This is a genomic window from Rhodococcus sp. NPDC003383 (genome assembly GCF_053589115.1).
The window spans coordinates 23,467-42,734 of sequence record NZ_JBSFRG010000001.1; the positions used below are offsets into that span (position 1 = coordinate 23,467).

Here is a 19,268-nt window from a genome sequence, read left to right on the forward strand (position 1 = left end):
CAGGATCACCAGCGTGCGGATCCTGATCGCCCCGGACAGTTTCAAGGGCACCTACCGTGCGGCCGAGGTCGCGGACTCCGTCGCGGCCGGCGCCGAAACGTCGGGGCACGAGACGATCCGGCTCCCGGTCGCCGACGGCGGCGAGGGCACCCTCGAAGTCCTGACCGGGCCGATGCTGCTCGACCGCATCGAGGTCGAGACGGTCAACCCGTGGCGGGTGTCGTGCGCGGGGACGTTCGGACTGGCACCGGACGGAACCGCCCTCGTCGAACTCGCGACCGCGAGCGGAATCACGACCCCGCACAACGGTTTCCGCGATCCGGTCACCGCGGACACCTACGGTACGGGCTTGCTGATGGCGGAGGCGGCGCGATGCGGCGCGGAGCGCATCGTCGTCGCGGCCGGTGGTTCGGCGACCACCGACGGCGGCCTCGGCGCCATCGCCGCGATCGACTCGTCCGGCGGCCTGCACGGCGCGGCGGTCACGGTCCTGACCGACGTCACCACCCGATACGTCGACGCGGCACGGGTGTTCGGTCCGCAGAAGGGCGCCGACCCCGCCACGGTGGATCTGCTCACCCAGCGGCTCGACGCGACCGCGATGGCCCTGCCGCGCGACCCGCGGTGCGTCGACGGCACCGGCGCGGCCGGCGGCTTCTCCGGCGGCATGTGGGCCCGGTACTGCGCCGAACTGCGCTCCGGTGCCGAATTCGTGCTCGACGCCCTCGCATTCGACCGGCATCTCGCGACCGCCGACCTCGTGGTCGTCGGCGAGGGGCGTCTCGACGGGCAGAGCCGCGCCGGGAAGATCGTCTCCGCGATCCTCGCCCGGACCGGGTCGGTACCGGTGGTCGCGGTCGTCGGGTCGGTCGGTGACGACCTCGGCGACTACCGCGACCGGTTCGCCGATGTGATCGTCGCGTCGGATGCGGACGCGATGCGCGCGGCAGGAGCCCGGCTGGGCCGCTGACCTTCCGAATCCCCTACGGGCAGGGCGCTGTCGGTGCAGGGGTGGGAGTCGGCGCGGGGCCCGTGTCCGGATCCGAGGCGCGGGCGGGCCAGGACGCGGGACGGATCTGCGGTGCGTCGGGTTCCTCCGATGCACACGGCGCCGCTTCCGGAGTTGCGGTGCCGGCCGACGCGGGCGGCGCGGACGTCGGGACCGGCCGTTCGTCGAACACGACGGCGGGTTCGTTCTCCCTCGATTCGCCGGCACCGCCGATCGCGACCGCGAGCCCGGCTCCGAGGATCGCGAGCAGCACGACCAGCACTCCCACCAGGGCGGCGATCCGGCCTCGGTTGTTGCCTCCCCCGGGCACCGGCGGCGGCGCGTCCTGCCGTGCCGCGACCAATGCCGCACCCGTCGCGCGGTGCCACGGCACCCCGTGCGGGGTCACGAACGGGACCCCGAGCACGGTGGCCAGTTCGCGGGCGGGACCGGCGTCGCCGGGACGCAGATCCAGGAACACCAGGGCCTGCGGGGATCGGCCGGCGCGGGCGACCGCCTCGTCCATCGCGTCCGGCAGCAGGTCGGCGTAGCCGACGAGTTCGTCGCCCTCCGGGGTCACGGCCGCCAGCACGCTGCCGGCGGGGACGTCCACGACCGAGACGGTCTCCGCTCCCCCGCTGCGGGTGTGCACGGCCAGCACCGGGGTCTCGGCCAGTTCGGGGGCGTTGGCCAGGTACGCGAGCCGGGTCGCGTCCACGTCGGCCGGGGTCACTTCCACGGTCGCGGCCTCGCGGACGGCGTCGACGACGGCGGGATCGGCGACCAACCCGATGCGGCCGATGGCCAGCCCCGCGCGTTCGGCACGTTCGGTCATGGCGGCGACGGCACCGACCGCCGCGGCGGTCGTGTCGTCGGCGTCGGACGCGGCCCAGCGCTGCGAATCGAACGGGCCGAGCGCCGGTACATCGGCGTCGACGAGTACCGCGCTGATCTCCCCGTCGTCGACCGCGACACCGAGCACCGCACGCATGACATCCCCCTCGCCGGCACGGACTCACCTGGACGGACAACCGAGCGTAACCGACGGCTGCCCTCACCGCGGGTAGCAGCCGACCTCGAGTCCGAGCACCGTCGACACCCCGGCACCGAACGTGACCGCCGAGCCGTCGGAGGCGACCCGTCGTTCGTCGAATCGCCGGGCCAGCCGCGGCACCGCCACCCGCTGATGGAATCCGGCGCGGGCAGCGGCCCGGTCGAACACCGCCACGGCACGGTCCACGTCGTGGGGCACGCTGTGGTCGGACACGAGCAGCGGCAGGTGCGCGACCCAGCCGGTGCTGCCGTCCGTCATCTCGCACCCCGCGTTCAGGCGCGAGTGGTCGGTGCCGAAGACCAATTCCGGAAATTCCGCCGACAGCGCGTCGGCGATCTCGTGGTGCACCCGCAGGTAGTGGTCGACGGCCCCGTCGATGGTGGTCGCGACCGGTTCCGGGACGGCGTGGAATTCCGGATCGGACGCGCATCCGGTGGTCGCCGCGAGCAGCAGCGCCACCGGGAGAAGCCGCCGGGCGCTCATCGCACCGCCTGCCCGGCCAGGCCCGCGACGACCAGTGCGACGTTGTAGGAACTCGTCGTCCCGGGGGTCAGGTAGGCGCTGTGCCCGATCGAGCCGCGGTACGCCTCACCGGTCGCGCCGACGCCCGGATCCGACGACAGCCGGGTCAGGCCGTCGAGGAAGCTGGGATCGCCGCCGAACGTACCGACATCGGCGACCGGGTCACGGTCGGCCTCGACGAGGAACGCCGAGCCCGGCGCCAGCCCCAGGTCGTGGATGTCGTCGGTGCCGATACCCGGCGCGCCGAGGAACACCGCGGCATCGGCGGGGGCGCCCTGTGCCAGTGCCATGCCGGTGACGAGCGCACCGTAGGAGTGCCCGATCGCCGTCACGTTCGGATTGTCCTCGCGCGCATCGAGACTCGTCAGGAACCGGGCCAGGCCGGGTGCCGCGCGGGTCGCCGCGAGATCGGACACCGGGCTCTGCTCCGTTATTGCGAGACCCCAACCCCATTGCGGAGCTTGATAATTCAGCCAGGTCACCGCCGCGACCGAACGGTCCGGGCGACCGGACGATTCCAGCCCGCGTTCGGCCTGGGACCGGACCGCCGCGATCTGTTCGTCGTAGCCGGCGAGATTGCCTTGCACCGTCGAGCCGGCGCCCGGGGTGAACACCGCGACGTGGTCGGCGGTGTCGACATCCCCCACCGCGACCGCGGCCATCGCCTCGCGCCCGGACAGGTCGAGCGCCAGCAGCTGCCGGTCGCCGCGCTCGAGCACGTCCGCGACAGCGTCGAGCGCGGCGAGTTTCCTGCGGGTCTGTTCGAGGCCGGCGTCGGCGTTGCTGAACAGGCCCCCGAAGATGTTGCCGTCGAGTTCGGTGGCCAGCCGCTCGGCGACGCGTTCGAGCCGGACGCGCTCGGTCTCGAGCAGTGCGCGATTCGCGCGGTCACGGTCGGCGGCAGGAATCCCCTCGAGCCCGCCGATCTCGCCCGGCCGGGTGGTGAGCAGATGCTCGCGGGCCTGCGCGCCGAGCATGTCCCACCAGCGCATCACCTCGCGCGGATCGGTGCCCGGCCCGGGAACCGGGACGATCGCCGGGCCCTGGGTGTGGATCCTGCCGAACGGTGTCCCGCCGACGTCGAGATCGACCGCGACCTCGGCGAGCGCGGCCGCGGCCTCGCGGTCGAGGGCCGCGGCGGACTCGAGGATCGCGGCGATCTGCGCGCGGATGTCGTCGGCGTCGGCGGAATCGGCGGGCATGACGGTGCCGTCCGGTCCGATCGCCAGCCCGAGCTCCGCTGCCCGGCTCGCGGTTTCGTCGAGCCTGCCGCGCAGCAGCCGGAGCCTCGGCGCGCAGTCCGAGGCGCACCGTCCCACCTTCCGATACGAATCCGCGTGGTCGGCAATGCGTTTACCGGTCCGCGCGATGTTCCCGGCGGCGGTGTCGGAGGCTGCTCCGATCCACACCTCGCCGAAGTCACCGGCCGCGCCGACGTCGACACCGACGTTCTCGATCCGCCCGGCGAACGCCCCGAGTGTGCCGCCGAACTTCTCGAGCGCGTCCGGATTCCATTGCTGCAGTTGCCGGATGTCCATCCGCTCTCACCCCCCGAAGCGCACAGTAGAGGAGGGCAACGACACCCGGCCCGCGACGAGCGTCGCGGGCCGGGTGCCTGTGGATGAATCGTGCGGTTGTGGAAAACCGTCCTTGCCGGACGATTACACGTCGGCGATGGCCTCCAGCGGAGGCGTCTTCGCGGCTCGGGCACCCGGCCACAGCGCGGCCAGGACACCGACGACACCGGATCCGATCAGCATGGCCAGCACCTGGATCCACGGAACGGTGATCTCACCGAGGCCCTGGTCGGCCAGGGTGCGAACGAAGCCCCACCCGAACACCAGGCCGAGCACCAGACCGATCACGGCGCCGAACACGGCGATGAGCAACGACTCGAGGTAGATGGTGCGGCGCACCTGGGCGCGCTGCATGCCGACCGCGCGCAGCATCCCGATCTCCCGTCGCCGTTCCACCACCGACAGCGCCAGGGTGTTGACGATGCCGAGAATCGCGATGACCACGGCGAGGGCCAGCAGCCCGTAGAGGACGGCGAGCAGCGTGTCGATCTGCGCCGCCTGCTGACCCTTGAACTGTTCACGGTCGAGGACCTGCACCACGACGAACTGCTTGGTCGCGTCCTCGAGCCCGGTACGGATCGTCTCCGGATCGCTGCCGTCCGCGGTGTTGAGCAGCACCACCATGGGGGCACGCGAGGCGGCCGGGACGAAGCGGTCGAGCATCTCCGGCGACAGGACCCACAGCCCGACGACCTGGTTGTCCTCGTAGATGCCGGCGACCGTCGTCTCGACGGTGTCACCGTCCCGGTTGGTCATCGGCACCGTCGACCCCACCTGCAGGCCGTGCTTGTCCGCGGTTTCCGCCGAGACCAGCATCTCGTCGCCCGCGATCTGTTCGGTGCCGGCGGTGATGTCCAGGGACAGCACGGTGTCGACCGGTCCGGACATGGCCGCGCCGAACTCGTCGTCGTCGCCGACCTTCGCCTGCACCCCGTACACACCGACGGCTTCCGTGATCCCGGGGACACCCGCGGCCGCGGTCTCCGCGCCCGCCGGCACGCCCATCATCTGGGGGCCCATGAGCATGAACTCGGACTTGACGCCGGTGTCGACGAGGGTGTTCACGCTGGACTTGGCGGACGCACCGAACACGGCGATGACCGACACCAGCATCAGGCCGAGGGTCAGCGCGAACGCCGTCGCCGCGGTGCGCCGCGGGTTCCGCGCGGCATTGGTGCGTGCCAGGCGGCCGATCGCACCGAACGGGCGGGCGAACACGGCGCCGAGCGCTCCGACGATCGGCTTCGACAACGCCGGGGCGGCGAGCAGAACCGCGAGGATCAGCCCGAGGGCGCCGACGCCGACGGTCGCGGCGGCGCCGCCGCCGGTCCCCTGCGCACCGATCACGACGCCGACGACACCGGCGACGGCCGCGACCGCGCCGACGATCGTGCGCACCCGCAGCGACTCGATGGTGGCCGTCGATTCCTCACGCATCGCGGCGACCGGCGGGACCTTCGTGGCCCGGCGGGCCGGGGCGTACGCGCTGACCACGGTGACGACGACACCGACCAGCAGCGCGATGATCACCGTGCGCGGCGCCAGCTGCAGCGGCCCGGACGGCAGCCCGATGTCCGCGGCGTTGAGGGCGGCGCGCAGCCCGTAGGCCAGGGCGACACCGCCGGCGATGCCCAGGGCACTGCCGACCACACCGACCACGAGGGCCTCGAGGGTCACCGAGCGTCCGACCTGCTGGCGGCTGGCGCCGATCGCGCGCAGAAGCGCCAGTTCGCGCAGCCGCTGCGCGACGATCATCGAGAAGGTGTTGTAGATGATGAACGTGCCGACCAGCAGGGCGATCGCCCCGAACGCGAGCAGGAAGTAGTTGAGGAAGCTCAGTGCCTGCTCGACGTCGGACTTGACGTCCTCGGTGACCTCGGCGCCGGTCTGCACCTTCAGATCGGGCAGGGCCGCGGCGACCTCGTCGCGCAGCTCGTCCGGCGACACGCTGCCGTCGGAGGCGACGTCCACGTACTGCACGTGCCGTCCGTCGGTGAACAGGTCGCGGGCCTGCTGCTCGGTGAACAGCGCCCCGACGTAGCCGCCGGTATCGGTCTCGATGTCGTAGATACCGCTCACGGTGACGGGCACGATGCCGCGGGAGGAGGTGAGCACCTTCGTCGCGTCCCCGACCGCGAGATCGCCGCGGGTGGCGGCGCTCGCGTTCAGAGCGATCTGCCCGGCGGCGACCGGCGGGCCGCCGGCGACGAACGTCTCGGGGTCACCGAGCACGCGGTCCGGCGGCAGGTAGGCGGAACCCTCCGCGGGGGCTCCACCGGTCTGGATCGCGGCGCCCTCCGAGTCGAGGACGATGACGCCGCCGCTGTACGCGGGCACCACGGCCTTGACGCCCGGCACGGCCGCGATCACGTCGATGTCCTGGACCGGGACACCGCTGGCGCCGGATTGTTCGGTGCCGACACGCACGTCGACGCCCTTGGCGACGTCGGCGAAGATGCTGTCGAACGTGCGCTGCAGGGTGTCTGTGAACACGAACGACCCGGTGACGAACGCGGTGCCGAGCACCACGGACAGCACCGTCAGCAGCAGCCGCACCTTGTGCGCGGCGATGTTGCGCAAGGCAACTTTGGTGATGGGATTCGACATGTGTGACGTGTCCTCTATTCCGCCGCGTATTCGGCCGCGGACACCGTGGTGGTGGTGTCGAAGCGCTTCATGCGGTCGAGCACGGCGTCGGCGGTCGGATCGCGCAGTTCGTCGACGATGCTGCCGTCGGCGAGGAACACCACGCGGTCCGCGTAGCTCGCCGCGGTGGGGTCGTGGGTGACGATGACGACGGTCTGGCCGAACTCGTCGACGGACGCGCGCAGGATCGACAGGACCTCGCTCGACGACCGCGAGTCCAGGTTGCCGGTCGGCTCGTCACCGAAGATGATGTCGGGCCGGCCGGCGAGGGCGCGGGCGCAGGCCACGCGCTGCTGCTGACCACCGGACAGCTCGCCCGGGCGGTGATCCAGGCGCTCGCCGAGTCCGAGCCGGGACACGACGGTGTCGAGCCAGTCGCGGTCGACCTTGCGGCCGGCGATGTCGAGCGGCAGCGTGATGTTCTCGAGTGCGGTCAGGGTCGGCACCAGGTTGAACGCCTGGAACACGAACCCGATGCGGTCGCGTCGCAGCTGGGTCATCTGCTTGTCGGACAGCGAGGTCAGGTCGGTGTCGCCGATGAGCACCGACCCCGAGGTGGCGCTGTCGAGACCGGCGAGGCAGTGCATGAGTGTCGACTTGCCCGAGCCGGACGGGCCCATGATGGCGGTGAACTCCCCCGCCGCGAAATCGGCGGTCACACCGGCGAGCGCGTGGACGGCGGTCTCTCCGGTTCCGTAGATCTTCTTCAGGTTGATGGCGCGAGCGGCTGCGGCGCTGTGAAGTGACATGCGCTCCATCTTCCCGGGTGCCCGGTTCGGGCACCATCGGGGACCACCCTGATCCTGGCCCCCGGGGGTGCCCGGGTGGTCAGCCCCAGCGGGCCTGACCACCGTCGAGCGGGATCGTCGCGCCGGTGAGGTAGCGGGCATCGTCGCTCACGATCCACGCGACCGCGCGCCCGATGTCGTCCTCGCAGTCGCCGATCCGGCGCAGCGGAATGCTCGCGACGAACTCGGCGGCTTCCTCCGGCCGGTTCTCGGTCCACCACTTCAATCCGGGCGACAGGGCGTGGGGGGCGATCGCGTTGACCCGGATGTTGTCCGGCCCCCACTCGGAGGCGGCGGTGCGGGTCAGCGACCGCAGGGCTTCCTTGACGGACGCGTAGCCGCCGTAGCCGCTGGTGTCCCACCGCACCGCGGCGGAGGTGACCATGTTGACGATGTTGCCACCGCCGCGTTCCTTCATGATCGGGTGGACGGTCTGCATCGCGTGCAGCGCGGCGATCGGGCCGGACCCGTAGGCCTTCGCCATCAGCTCGGGTGTGAGGGCGAGCAGCGGGCCGAGGGGGTTGAGGCTCGCGTTGTTGACGAGGACGTCGACTCCGCCGAACAGCTCGACGGTCCTCTCGATCGCGGCGGTGATCCGGGCGGTGTCGGCGATGTCGCACACGATCGGCTCGGCGACGCCGCCGAACGCGCGGATCTGCTCGACGGTGTCGACGAGCTTGGACTCGGTGCGACCGGTCACGGCGATCGAGGCACCCTCGCGGGCCAGAGCGAACGCCACCCCCTGTCCGACGCCCTGCCCGGCTCCGGTGATGAATGCGACCTTGCCCTCGAGTGTGCCCATGGACGACCTTTCCGTGCTCTCGCGCAGCGTGCCGTCGGGTATGCAAACAGATCCTGCCGCCTGCGGGCCGGGTTGTCCCGGTGATCGGTAACCGGGCCGGACCTGCACAGCTCCCGTCCGCGGCCATCGCTTAGGCTCGTGCACCGAGGCCGTACCACCCGAGTCGGCGCCCCACCGGGAGGAAACGATGACCGAGCACGACACGCACGACGGCCCGATCCGCCTCGACGGCGACATCGCCGTGGCCACCGAGGAACGGCAGCAGCTGATCGACCTGAGCATCCGTGCCCTGGCGGAGCTGCTCGGCAGCGCGCCCGAGACCGACGAGGACGGCGATATCGCGATCCCGGTCCACGGGTTCGGCGTGTACGTCACGGTGGCCGAGGACTCCCCGGAGCTGCACGTGTGGTCGTCGCTGCTGAGCGACATCGACAGCGGGGGCAACACGGCCGCGCTGGTCGCCGAGCTGTCCGAGGAGTGGCCGCGTCTGCGCTTCAGCTTCCAGCAGGGCCACCTGCTGGTGTCGACAATCCTCGACGCCGACCCGTTCGCGCCCCAGCACCTGGTGAACCTCATCGGCGAGATCCACGAGCTCACCCATGAGGTCGACGACGACTTCGCGGCCCGGTTCGGCGGCGTCCTCGACTGCGACGCCGACGACGACTCGTACGCCGGTGGATGCGGTGGCGGCGGCTGCGGCGAAGGATGCGCGTGCGGCCACGACAACGAACTCGGTGCGACCATCCCGGTCGGAGAACCCGAAGCGTAGGCAGGCTCCGGCGTTACGCTGGAGCCCATGCGGATAGGCGCACACGTCCGTCGGGACGACGATCCGACCGGTCAGGGTGAACGTCTCGGCGCGGACCTGGTGCAGGTCTTCCTCACCGACCCGCAGAAATGGGACACGCCTGGACCGCATCCGCGTGCCGAGCAGATCCTCGCGTCCGACATCGACGTGATCGTGCACTCGCCGTACGTCATCAATGTCGCGAGCCTGAACAACCGGCTGCGGATGCCGTCGCGCAAGGCGGTCGCCGAGCATGCCGCGGCCGCCGCCGCGATCGGCGCGTTCGGCCTCGTCGTGCACGGAGGGCACGTCCGCGAGGGCGAGAACGTCGCGGCCGGGGTGGAGAACTGGCGGAAACTGTTCGAACGCCAGGAGGACAAGGGCGGCTTCGGGGTGCCGATCCTCGTGGAGAACACCGCGGGCGGGGACTTCGCGATGGCCCGCTACGTCGACGCGATCGGCCGGTTGTGGGATGCCATCGGCGACTACGGCGCCGGGTTCTGCCTCGACACCTGCCACGCGTGGGCGGCCGGTGAGGATCTCGTCGACGTCGTCGAGCGGGTGCGCGCCGTCACCGGACGTATCGATCTTGTGCACCTGAACAATTCGCGCGACGAATTCGATTCGGCCCGCGACCGGCACGCGAACCTCGCGGACGGGCAGATCGACCCCGCGCTGCTCGTCGAGGTCGCCACCGCGGCCGGCGCCCCCATCATCCTGGAAACACCCGAGGACGGAATGGCCGAGGACATCGCCTTTCTGAGGGAGAAACTGGGCTAGCGCCCCGTGCGCCTTTGTGGCGGTTGGGGGCGCCACAAAGGCACACCGGGGCGTCAGCCCACGTCACCGGTGAGATAGCGCTGCAGCGTCGGCCCGACGATCTCGACGACACGGTCGGCGGGCAGTGACGCGAGCGGTTCGATCCGCAGGATGTACCGCATCACCATGAGCCCGGCCATCTGCGAGGCGACCAGTTCGACGCGCAGCGGACCGGTGCCCGCCGGGTGGTCCACGCGGGGCACGATCTCGTCGAAGACGATGTCCAGCAGGAAGGTTCGCAGCAGACCCACATCGCCACCACCACCGATCACGGTGCGGAAGACGGCGATGATCGCGTCACGGTGCGGGGAGTCCCACACGCCGAGCAGCGCCGTCGCCAACCGCGGGCCGATCTCGTCGACGGGCGCCGCGCGCACGGGCGCGAGGACGTCGTCGGGGTCGACGGGCAGCGCGATCGCCGCGACGAACAGCGCGTGTTTGTTGCCGAAGTAGTGGTGCACCAGCGCGGCGTCCACTTCGGCGCGGGCCGCGATCGCCCGGATGGTCGTCTTTCCGAAACCGTTGTCCGCAAACAACTCTCGCGCCGATTCGAGGATGCGGTCCCGGCTGCCGGAGTTGCCGGGACGCCGGCCCGGCCGCGTTGCGGTCACGGCGTCCGGCGGCGCAGGGTGGCCGCGGCCAGCCACAATCCGACAAAGACGAATCCTGCGACCACGATCAGATCGCGCGCCATCACCGCGGTCACCCCGGGATGAGCGGCGACCTGCTGCAGGGCCTCGACGGCGTAGCTCAACGGAAGCACGTTGCTGATCCACTGCAGCACCACGGGCAGTTGATCCCGCGGCACCAGCAGCCCGCACAGCAGCAACTGGGGAATGACGAGCACCGGCATGAACTGCACGGCCTGGAATTCGGTGCGGGCGAACGCACTGCACAGCAACCCCAGGGAGACCCCGAGCACGGCGTCGAGCACCGCGATGAAGATGACCCACGCGACGCTGCCCGCCGCGGTCAGGCCGAGAAACCCGAACGTGATCAGGCACGCGAGCCCGGCCTGCACGGCGGCCGCGAGGGAGAACGCGCTGCCGTACCCGGCGAGCAGGTCGAATTTCGCGAGCGGCGTGGTGAGCAACCGCTCGAGGGTGCCCGACGAGCGCTCGCGTTGCATCGCGATGGACGTGACGAGGAACATCACCACGAACGGCAGGATCCCGAGCATCGTGATCGCGATCCGGTCGAACAGGGAGGGACCCACCGGCGGGGCGGGCACGTTCCGGTAAATGAAGTACAGCAGCGTCATCAGCAGGCTCGGAACGAGCACGAGCATCGCGACGGTGCGATGGTCGGCCCGCAACTGCCGCAGGATCCGCGTCGTCGTGGCGGCGTAGATGGTGACATTCACGACTGCGCTCCTTCCCGAGTCCTGATCAGCCGCAGAAAGGCGTCCTCGAGCCGCGATTCGCCGGTCTGCTCCCGGAGATCACCGGGAGTGAGCTTGCCGAGCAACCGCCCCTCGCGCAGCAGCAGCAACTGCGCGCAGCGGTCGGCCTCGTCCATCACGTGACTCGAAATCAGCAGGGTCACACCGCGATCGGCGAGCATGTGGAAGTGGTCCCACAGCTCGACGCGCAGCACCGGATCGAGCCCGACGGTCGGTTCGTCGAGCACGAGCAGTTCCGGGTCGCCGACCAACGCGCACGCCAGCGACACTCTGCCGAGCTGTCCGCCGGACAGATTCCCGGCGAGCTGCTTGGAATGGCTGCTCAGCCCGACGGCCGCGATCGTCTCGTCGACCACTGCGCCGGACCGTCCGTAGAGGGCGGCGAAGTAGGCGACGTTCTTGGCGACGGTCAGATCGGGGTAGACGCTGGGGTCCTGGGTCACGTATCCGACACGCCGGCGCAGGCTCGCCTCCCCCGCGGGCCGGTCCAGCACGGTGACCGTGCCGGACTCGATGATCTGGGTGCCCACGATGCACCTCATCAGGGTGGTCTTGCCGCACCCGGAGGGGCCGAGAAGTCCGGTGACCGAGCCGCGGGGAATCGTGACGGTCACGTCCTCGAGTGCCCGGTGCGGGCCGCGGCGGACGTTCAGATTGCGGATGTCGACGGCAGGACTCGAGGTATCCATGGGATTCTCAATTCATCGATCGATGAAATCATCGTCTGTTGAATTGTCCGCCCGCTCACCCCGCACAGTCAACCCCCGCCGCTCCGGTCAGGGCGTCAGCACCCAGCGACCGCGCACCCCGCTCTCGCCCGCCGCCTGGTAGGCATCGGCGGCCCGGTCGAGCGGCACGACGGCGTGCACGCGGGCGGGCAGTTCGCCGGTCGCCGTCCGGGCGAGCAGCTCGGCGAGACGAGCACCCTCGGCCTGCACCGATACGGCGGCGACGGAGATTCCGCGTTCGGCGGCAGGCTCCCCTCCCGGCCGCACGCCGACGTAGCGCCCGCCGTCCCGAACCAGGCCGAGACCTTCGTCCTGCAGTCCCGCGCAGTCGGCCAGCGCGTCCCAGCCGGGTTCGGCGGCGGTCGTGAATTCGGCGCCGAGGCCGCGGACGTACTCCTCGTCCGACGTTCTGGCCAGGCCGGTCACGTGCCAGCCACGATCCCGGGCGAGCGACGTGACGTATCCGCCGACCGCGCCGGCCGCACCGGTCACCAGCAGCCTCCCAGCGGCCGGCGCATCGCCGAGCAGATCGACGATCTGTGCGGCGGCGAGGCCGTTGAGCGGCACTGTCGATGCCTCGACGAGGCCCAGGCCGTCGGGCACCACGGCGAGGTCCGCTGCGGGCACGTGGACGTACTCGGCGTGCGTCCCGACGGCCCGGTCGAAACCGGTCACCAATCCGGCAACCCGGGTGCCGACGGCCAGGTCGACATCGGGGCCGGTGGCGGCGACGGTCCCGGAGAAATCCCAGCCGATGCCGGTGTGCTCGGGTTGATCGATCAGTCCCCGTTGGTGGAACCATCCGGACGCGGTCGTGAGGTCGACGGGGTTGACGGAGGCCGCGGCGACCCGGACGCGGGCCTCGCCGGGGCCGGGTTCGGGGAGCGGGACCTCGACGACCTCGACGGCGTCGGGCGCGCCGGGCGTGCGGACGACGGCGGCGCGGTACGTGGTGGTGCGGAGTTCGGTGGCGCTCATGGCTACCTCCTCGTCGGAGAGTTCGCTTTCGTCTTGGCACACACCACTTTCGTAGAGCTACTCTCTATCGGTAAGTAGGCACCCGAGAGTGCGTAACTTCCTTCGCTTACGGTGAGGAGCCGGCGATGGCGACGACGACCGCGGCCGACAAACGGGCACAGGCCAAGCTCGAATACGACGCATTCCTGGCTGCGTGCCCCAGCCACCGACTGCTCGATCGGATCTCCGACAAGTGGGTCGCCCTGGTGCTCGCGGCCCTCGGGGACGAGACCGGCGCACCCCGTTCGCTGCGGTATTCGGAACTGTCCCGGCACCTCGCGGGAGTCAGCCAGAAGATGCTCACGCAGACGTTGCGCAACCTCGAGCGCGACGGTCTGGTCACGCGCACCGTCACACCCACCGTGCCCGTGACCGTCACGTACGAACCGACCGACCTCGGCCTGTCGCTCCACGCGCTGATGAAGCAGGTCAAGGCGTGGGCCGAAGCGAACATGGACGAAGTGCTCGCCAATCGTGAGCAGTACGACGCACGGGCGGCGGCCTCGCCAATCACCGATTCCCATGGATCACAGCCGTAACATCGATCCCATGAACCACCGCCGCGTCGCCGTTGTCGCCCTTGCCGCTGTCGCGGCCCTGACCCTGGCCGGGTGCGCCGATTCGCAGAGCCCCGCGCCGCCGGCGTCGGCCGGCACGATCCCCACCACCACCGCACCCGCGGCGGCGAAGAACCTCCCCGTCGACGCGGCCGCCAAGTCGGCACCGGCAGCGCCCGGTTCGAAGCTGACGGTCACCGACATCCGCACCGGCACCCACGACGGCTTCGATCGCGTGGTGTACGAACTCGGCGGCACCGGCGCCCCGGGCTGGCGCGTCGGCTACGTCGACCGTGCCGTGCAGGACGGCAGCGGAAACGAGGTCGCGGTCGCGGGCGGAGCGATCCTGCAGGTTCTCATCGACGGTTCCGCCTACCCGTTCGACAGCGGCGTCGAGCAGTACGCCGGCCCTCAACCGGTGCTCGCGGCGCCCGGCGGCTCGGTCGTCGAGGTCAACGGCGCAGGTGTGTTCGAGGGCGTCACCCAATCGTTCATCGGGATCAAAGATCCCGACACGCCGTTCTCGGTGTACTCCCTGACCGGCCCGACCCGCCTCGTGATCGACGTGGCGCGCCCGTAGGGCACTCATCCCGAACGGGGCGTCCAGACAGCGTCGACCTCGGTTAATACCGCATCACGTGCAGGATCGCGCCGGCGGTCCACATCGCGAGAATCGCCAGCGGGAGCGTCGCCATCGACACGACCAGCCCTGCACCGAGATGGCGCACACGGCCAGAGAAGAGACAACAGACGAGGCCGGACACGAATGGCAACGCCAGGGCGGTCCAGCCGAATTCACGTGGGACCCAGAACGGTACGGTCGCCTGGACCACGATCCCGGCAACCACACCGATCAGACTCGCCGGGCCGAACACTCGTCCGGGCGCAATCCGGGTCTTGTCGGCTACCACTACCGCACCACCAGAATCACACCGCCGTAGATCGCAACCAGCGATCCCACCGCGACCCCCAGCGCGACCCCGGCGCGGATCCGCGACGCGGTCCGCAGCAGCACCGCCGAGGCGAGCGGTGTCAGAATCGCCGCGAGAACCACCAACGCCACAAGTAGTTGGGGCTCATTCGTGTCGTCCATCCCGAACGCCTCGAAAACGAATATGGCAATCGCAAACGTGAACGCGAGCGAGATCGGTACCATCACAGTCGCTGATCCCCAGAACAGCCCGTCGGTAGCCACGCGCGGCTTCAGTTCCTGTCCAGTCACATTCAGCTGCCTCACGACCCTCCTCCGTGCGCCCACGCGAGGTTCACTTCTTGGAGCGCCATGGGCTGCACGCCATCGAAACGTTCTGTGGCCGAGGAGTAGTCGCCCAGAGTGTGATCGAACGGTAGGTTGCCGAGCGGGCCCCACTTCGAGCCGCTGTCAGCCGGGTCGATATAGATCTGTTGCGTACTGCCGGATACTGAATCCTGATAGATCTCCAAAGACGGATAGTTCCCGATCTGCGCGGCAACACCGACCCTCTCCGGACCAGGAGCGAGAACTATGTCCCCTTTCACGGAATGAAATGTCGTCAGTGCCTCCGAATCGAGAGGCGGCAGTGCATTCGTCGCCTCGTACACAAGTCGTACCGACCCGTCCGAGAGCTGCTGTACGTTCACCGCAGGAGCACCGACTTCCACTTCGCCTGTCACCCCGACGGACGGATTCTGACGCGCAATCACGACGCCGTTCTCGTAGTCCACGTACAGCGAAACCCTCGTTCGTTCCGGATCGAACGTCGGATCCTCGTCTCGATCATCACCGAGATCGTTGTGAATGAAGTTGACAACTTCACCAGCCGGAATGAAGAGACCCATCCGGACGATCCCCTGCCCCGGGACCGGTTCGATACGGCCGACCACCACTTCGGCGCGCACGCCCTGGTTCTTGTCCAGATAACTTGTGGTGTCGAGAGCCATCGCGGTACGCCAGTCGACCGTACTCGCCGGGCGTCGTCCGAACATCGCCTCGAATGCGACCGAGGCAGCGGTCAATCGTCCCGGACTCGCAACAGCAGCCTCCCGCAACTCCGGGGGCACGCCCTGCGGGCTGTTCGACGACAGTTCACCGGCGAGCGCCTCCAACGCAGCCGCAAGACTTCCGTCGATCGCCCGGATCCCTTCGACGGCATTCCGAATCCGTTCTGCGAAGTAGTCTGCGAGTTCGTCCTGGCGAGCCCTGAGTTCATCGTCGGCCGCAGGCCTCGGGGTCAGCGCCCAATCTTCACCGACGATGAACAGTTCCTCCGCCTCAGCCACCACTGCTCGCAGGAACTCCAGCATCGATTCGAGTTCACGGGCACTTCCGTCGTAGGCGTCGACGATCGCCTGCACCGTTCCCGCAAGGCGCCGAACTTCGTCGTACTCATCGTCTGCTCGGTGCGCCGCCGCATCGAAGGCGATTCCGGTCCATTCCGGAGCCATTGCACGAACGTCGTTGCGCATGGTTCCGGCCACGTCGACGATCGATCGGCGAATCCCGTCCAGGTTCGACGCCGTCACGGTCAGGTCCGACGATTTCCACAGCTCTATCTCAGACCGGCTCGGGGTCACGGGAGGTCCCCCACGGCAGCGAGTTGCGCCGCGAATACGCCCTCGGCGACCTGGTAGTCCCCGGCGGACCCTCTCGCGAGACCCGACATGTACGCGATCCGGTCTGCCGCGGCAACGGTCGCGGCATTCAGCGCCTGAACTACCGCGACGCTGACCTGCGCGGTACGACTTCCGGGGAATCGCACAACCGAGTCCCCACGCCCGAGGCCCTCCGAAAGCTCCTCGATCGCTTCCGTCGCCGAATCGAGCAATCCGGACAATCGCCGGAGCTCTTCCGGATTCACCCGGAAGAGGTCGACTGCGCTCGGCGGCCCTGGGTCACCTGCGCCCGGAGACGAGCCGCCCGACTCGCCCAGCATCGCTTCCATGTAGTCGTCGACGAATACAGCAGACTCGCTCGGAACAGCACTGGTCACGTTTCGAAATTCCCCCCGCTCAGTGGACGACGCGCTCGCGTCCTTCCGGCTCCCCCTCCGGCCGGGTGAGGGTATCACCGCCACGAGACGCGCGAGCGACACGCTGTGGGGCAGGTGTGTCGCCGACTACCCTTGACCTCGAGCCTGCTCGAGGTTCTACGGTCGGGGCTACGAGAGAGGGAGGCTCCGCGAGATGAGCATGGAAATCACCGCGTGGAACGCGATGTACAACGCGATGCACGCACACAACGACCGTCGGCCGTTCTCACGTGAAAGCCTGCGCCGGATCGGCGCGTTCGCCCGTCCGCATCGCCGCAACATCCTGTTCTACCTGGTGCTCAGCGTCGTGATCGCGGCGCTCGGTGTTGCCACGCCGGTGCTGGCCGGCCGGGTCGTCAACGCCATCGTCGATCACGCCGCACTGTCCGTGGTCCTCGGGTTGGCGGTGCTCATCGCCGGCATCGCGATCGTCGAGGCCGGGCTCGCGATCGCCAATCGCTGGTTGTCGGCGAGCATCGGCGAGGACCTGATCCTGGATCTGCGCACCACCGTGTTCGATCACGTCCAGCGCATGCCCATCGCGTTCTTCACCCGCACCCGCACCGGTGCGCTGGTCAGTCGGCTGAACAACGACGTCATCGGCGCGCAGCGCGCCTTCAGCGACACCCTCTCCGGTGTCGTCGGCAACATCGTCACACTCGTCATCACGCTCGTCGTGATGATCGGAATCTCGTGGCAGATCACGCTTCTCGCACTGCTGTTGTTGCCGATCTTCGTGATTCCCGCGCGGCACATGGGGACTCGTCTCGCCCGATTGAGTCGTGAAGCCGCGAACCACAATTCGGTGATGAGCACCCAGATGACCGAACGGTTCTCCGCCCCTGGAGCCACGCTCGTCAAGCTGTTCGGCCGGCCGGACCACGAATCCGCCGAGTTCGCGATCCGGGCTCGACGCGTCCGCGACATCGGAGTCCGCACGGCGATGCTGCAGTCCGTCTTCGTCACCGCACTGACCCTCGTCTCGGCTCTGGCGCTCGCGCTCGTCTACGGCCTCGGCGGCGTCTACGCTCTGCGCGGCCAGCTGGACGCCGGCTCGGTGGTGGCGATGGCGATGCTGCTGACCCGCCTGTACTCGCCGCTCACGGCCCTGGCCAGCGCCCGGATGGATGTCATGAGCGCGATGGTCAGCTTCGAGCGGGTCTTCGAGGTTCTCGACCTGGAGCCGTTGATCGTCGAGGCCCCCGGCGCGCGCGACGTGCCGCCGGGACCGGTGTCGGTGGAACTGCGCAACGTGAGCTTCGCCTACCCCTCCGCCGACAAGGTGTCGCTGGCGTCGCTCGAGGAGGTCGCGGTCCTGGACACCCGCGGCGGCGAAACCGTGCTGCACGACATCGATTTCCGCGTCGAACCTGGACAGATGGTGGCGCTGGTCGGCTCGTCCGGTGCCGGAAAATCCACCGTGGCGCAGCTGATTCCGCGACTGTACGACGTGGATTCCGGACAGGTGCTACTGAACGGCATCGACGTGCGGGAGCTGACGGCCTCGTCGATCCGTGCCACGGTCGGCCTGGTCACCCAGGACGGGCACCTGTTCCACGAGTCGGTGCGGCAGAATCTGCTGCTGGCCCGGCCGACGGCCACCGAGGACGAGCTGTGGGACGCGCTGCGCCGAGCCCGCCTGCACGATCTGATCGCCTCGTTGCCGGACGGACTGGACACCGTCGTCGGCGAACGCGGCTACCGGCTCTCCGGCGGTGAACGCCAGCGGCTGACGATCGCGCGGCTGTTGCTCGCACACCCGCGCGTCGTGATCCTCGACGAGGCCACCGCGCACCTGGATTCGACCTCGGAGGCCGCGGTGCAGGAGGCGCTGACCGAAGCACTGGCCGGCCGGACCTCGGTGGTCATCGCGCACCGGCTGTCGACGATCCGGGCCGCCGATCAGATCCTGGTCGTGGAGGGCGGGCGCATCGTCGAACGGGGTACGCACACCGAGCTGCTCGCGGCCGGTGGCCGTTACGAGCAGCTGTATCGCACCCAGTTTGCTGATTCCGGAAAGTATTCGTCCGCGTTCGCCCCGATACTCGAAGCATGAGCATCCCCACCGAATCCGAGCTGCTGCTCGAGATCCTCGGCAACCAGCACGACGCGTTCCGCAACGCGGTCTCCGGGCTCACCGAGGAACAGGCACGCTCGGTGCCGAGCGCGTCGTCGATGAGCCTGGCGTCGCTGCTCGCGCACGTCGTCGACGGCGAGGTCGCCGCTGCCGACCGTATCGCCGGAACCAACAGCCGCCCCGACGACCCGGTCGAGGCATGGACGTCGGGCTGGCTCGTCGGCGACGACGAGACCGTCGCCGACCAGATCGCGAAGCTCGATGCGGCCGCAGCCCGGCTCGCCCAGCTGGTCCGCGACGAACCGGATCTCGACCGCGTCGTCGACATTCCCGACGACGTGGCCCGCTACCTGGACCAGGGGGTGCCGTTCACGGTGCGGTTCCTGCTGCTGCACCAGATCGAGGAGTGGGCGCGGCACGCCGGCCACGCCGACATCATCCGCGAGTCGATCGACGGTGCCACGGCCGACGTCCTCGCCGGTCACGCCTGGTAGGG

At 69.5% G+C, this 19,268-nt stretch carries 21 protein-coding genes; 7 read left to right on the forward strand and 14 right to left on the reverse strand.

Annotated features, from left to right (window positions below; all coding sequences use genetic code 11):
* The first annotated feature begins 13 nt into the window (after nt 1–13).
* Complete coding sequence (locus ACWDTS_RS00045; RefSeq protein ID WP_450117274.1) at nt 14–970, forward strand: glycerate kinase; 957 nt, start codon at nt 14–16, stop codon at nt 968–970.
* 13 nt (nt 971–983) lie between these two features.
* Here the strand turns inward: ACWDTS_RS00045 and ACWDTS_RS00050 are convergent, their stop codons facing one another.
* From ACWDTS_RS00050 to ACWDTS_RS00075, 6 genes are all read right to left on the reverse strand, one after another.
* Complete coding sequence (locus ACWDTS_RS00050; protein ID WP_248674286.1) at nt 984–1,979, reverse strand: hypothetical protein; 996 nt, start codon at nt 1,977–1,979, stop codon at nt 984–986.
* 63 nt (nt 1,980–2,042) lie between these two features.
* Nucleotides 2,043–2,525, reverse strand: coding sequence for an LppA family lipoprotein (locus tag ACWDTS_RS00055; protein WP_197256104.1), 483 nt, complete (start codon nt 2,523–2,525; stop codon nt 2,043–2,045).
* Nucleotides 2,522–4,102, reverse strand: a complete 1,581-nt coding sequence (locus ACWDTS_RS00060) for an alpha/beta hydrolase (protein WP_450117275.1) — start codon at nt 4,100–4,102, stop codon at nt 2,522–2,524. The genes ACWDTS_RS00055 and ACWDTS_RS00060 overlap by 4 nt, the downstream gene beginning before the upstream one ends.
* A gap of 123 nt (nt 4,103–4,225) precedes the next feature.
* Complete coding sequence (locus tag ACWDTS_RS00065; RefSeq protein ID WP_450117276.1) at nt 4,226–6,748, reverse strand: ABC transporter permease; 2,523 nt, start codon at nt 6,746–6,748, stop codon at nt 4,226–4,228.
* Nucleotides 6,749–6,762: 14 nt separating this feature from the next.
* Nucleotides 6,763–7,536 (reverse strand): ABC transporter ATP-binding protein, encoded by a 774-nt coding sequence (locus ACWDTS_RS00070; protein ID WP_450111491.1) that lies wholly within the window; start codon nt 7,534–7,536, stop codon nt 6,763–6,765.
* 79 nt (nt 7,537–7,615) lie between these two features.
* On the reverse strand, nt 7,616–8,377 hold the full coding sequence (locus tag ACWDTS_RS00075; RefSeq protein ID WP_450117277.1) for an SDR family NAD(P)-dependent oxidoreductase: 762 nt from the start codon (nt 8,375–8,377) through the stop codon (nt 7,616–7,618).
* Nucleotides 8,378–8,564: 187 nt separating this feature from the next.
* Here ACWDTS_RS00075 and ACWDTS_RS00080 point away from each other — a divergent pair, with 187 nt between their 5' ends.
* Nucleotides 8,565–9,146: a T3SS (YopN, CesT) and YbjN peptide-binding chaperone 1 gene (locus ACWDTS_RS00080; protein ID WP_197256093.1), complete on the forward strand. Its 582-nt coding sequence runs from the start codon at nt 8,565–8,567 to the stop codon at nt 9,144–9,146.
* 27 nt (nt 9,147–9,173) lie between these two features.
* On the forward strand, nt 9,174–9,944 hold the full coding sequence (locus ACWDTS_RS00085) for a deoxyribonuclease IV (protein ID WP_450117278.1): 771 nt from the start codon (nt 9,174–9,176) through the stop codon (nt 9,942–9,944).
* Nucleotides 9,945–9,997: 53 nt separating this feature from the next.
* Here ACWDTS_RS00085 and ACWDTS_RS00090 read toward each other — a convergent pair whose 3' ends face one another.
* From ACWDTS_RS00090 to ACWDTS_RS00105, 4 genes are all read right to left on the reverse strand, one after another.
* Nucleotides 9,998–10,594, reverse strand: coding sequence for a TetR/AcrR family transcriptional regulator (locus ACWDTS_RS00090; RefSeq protein WP_450110067.1), 597 nt, complete (start codon nt 10,592–10,594; stop codon nt 9,998–10,000).
* Nucleotides 10,591–11,346, reverse strand: coding sequence for an ABC transporter permease (locus ACWDTS_RS00095; RefSeq protein WP_197256087.1), 756 nt, complete (start codon nt 11,344–11,346; stop codon nt 10,591–10,593). Before ACWDTS_RS00095 ends, ACWDTS_RS00090 begins: the two co-directional genes overlap by 4 nt.
* Nucleotides 11,343–12,074: an ABC transporter ATP-binding protein gene (locus ACWDTS_RS00100; RefSeq protein ID WP_450110066.1), complete on the reverse strand. Its 732-nt coding sequence runs from the start codon at nt 12,072–12,074 to the stop codon at nt 11,343–11,345. The genes ACWDTS_RS00095 and ACWDTS_RS00100 overlap by 4 nt, the downstream gene beginning before the upstream one ends.
* Nucleotides 12,075–12,161: 87 nt before the next feature.
* A complete protein-coding gene (locus ACWDTS_RS00105) occupies nt 12,162–13,091 on the reverse strand; it encodes an NADP-dependent oxidoreductase (protein ID WP_450110065.1) in 930 nt (309 codons plus the stop codon).
* Between the two features lie 125 nt (nt 13,092–13,216).
* Between ACWDTS_RS00105 and ACWDTS_RS00110 the strand changes: the two genes are divergently transcribed.
* On the forward strand, nt 13,217–13,669 hold the full coding sequence (locus ACWDTS_RS00110) for a winged helix-turn-helix transcriptional regulator (protein ID WP_450110064.1): 453 nt from the start codon (nt 13,217–13,219) through the stop codon (nt 13,667–13,669).
* Nucleotides 13,670–13,679: 10 nt separating this feature from the next.
* Nucleotides 13,680–14,267, forward strand: a complete 588-nt coding sequence (locus ACWDTS_RS00115) for an AMIN-like domain-containing (lipo)protein (protein ID WP_450110063.1) — start codon at nt 13,680–13,682, stop codon at nt 14,265–14,267.
* A gap of 43 nt (nt 14,268–14,310) precedes the next feature.
* On the opposite strand, the gene ACWDTS_RS00120 is transcribed toward ACWDTS_RS00115, so the two are convergent.
* The 4 genes from ACWDTS_RS00120 to ACWDTS_RS00135 all read right to left on the reverse strand — a co-directional run bounded on the left by ACWDTS_RS00120 (nt 14,311) and on the right by ACWDTS_RS00135 (nt 16,656).
* A complete protein-coding gene (locus ACWDTS_RS00120) occupies nt 14,311–14,535 on the reverse strand; it encodes a hypothetical protein (protein ID WP_231611450.1) in 225 nt (74 codons plus the stop codon).
* Nucleotides 14,536–14,597: 62 nt separating this feature from the next.
* The gene (locus ACWDTS_RS00125; RefSeq protein ID WP_450110061.1) at nt 14,598–14,924 is read right to left on the reverse strand and encodes a hypothetical protein; all 327 of its coding nucleotides are present in this window, start codon (nt 14,922–14,924) and stop codon (nt 14,598–14,600) included.
* Nucleotides 14,921–16,240: a hypothetical protein gene (locus ACWDTS_RS00130; protein WP_450110060.1), complete on the reverse strand. Its 1,320-nt coding sequence runs from the start codon at nt 16,238–16,240 to the stop codon at nt 14,921–14,923. The genes ACWDTS_RS00125 and ACWDTS_RS00130 overlap by 4 nt, the downstream gene beginning before the upstream one ends.
* Nucleotides 16,237–16,656, reverse strand: a complete 420-nt coding sequence (locus tag ACWDTS_RS00135) for a hypothetical protein (RefSeq protein WP_450110059.1) — start codon at nt 16,654–16,656, stop codon at nt 16,237–16,239. Before ACWDTS_RS00135 ends, ACWDTS_RS00130 begins: the two co-directional genes overlap by 4 nt.
* A gap of 193 nt (nt 16,657–16,849) precedes the next feature.
* Between ACWDTS_RS00135 and ACWDTS_RS00140 the strand changes: the two genes are divergently transcribed.
* Nucleotides 16,850–18,751, forward strand: coding sequence for an ABC transporter ATP-binding protein (locus ACWDTS_RS00140; RefSeq protein ID WP_450110058.1), 1,902 nt, complete (start codon nt 16,850–16,852; stop codon nt 18,749–18,751).
* Nucleotides 18,748–19,266 carry a mycothiol transferase gene (locus ACWDTS_RS00145; protein WP_248674299.1) on the forward strand — a complete coding sequence of 173 codons (519 nt, stop codon included), beginning with the start codon at nt 18,748–18,750 and terminating at the stop codon, nt 19,264–19,266. Before ACWDTS_RS00140 ends, ACWDTS_RS00145 begins: the two co-directional genes overlap by 4 nt.
* Nucleotides 19,267–19,268 lie beyond the last annotated feature (2 nt).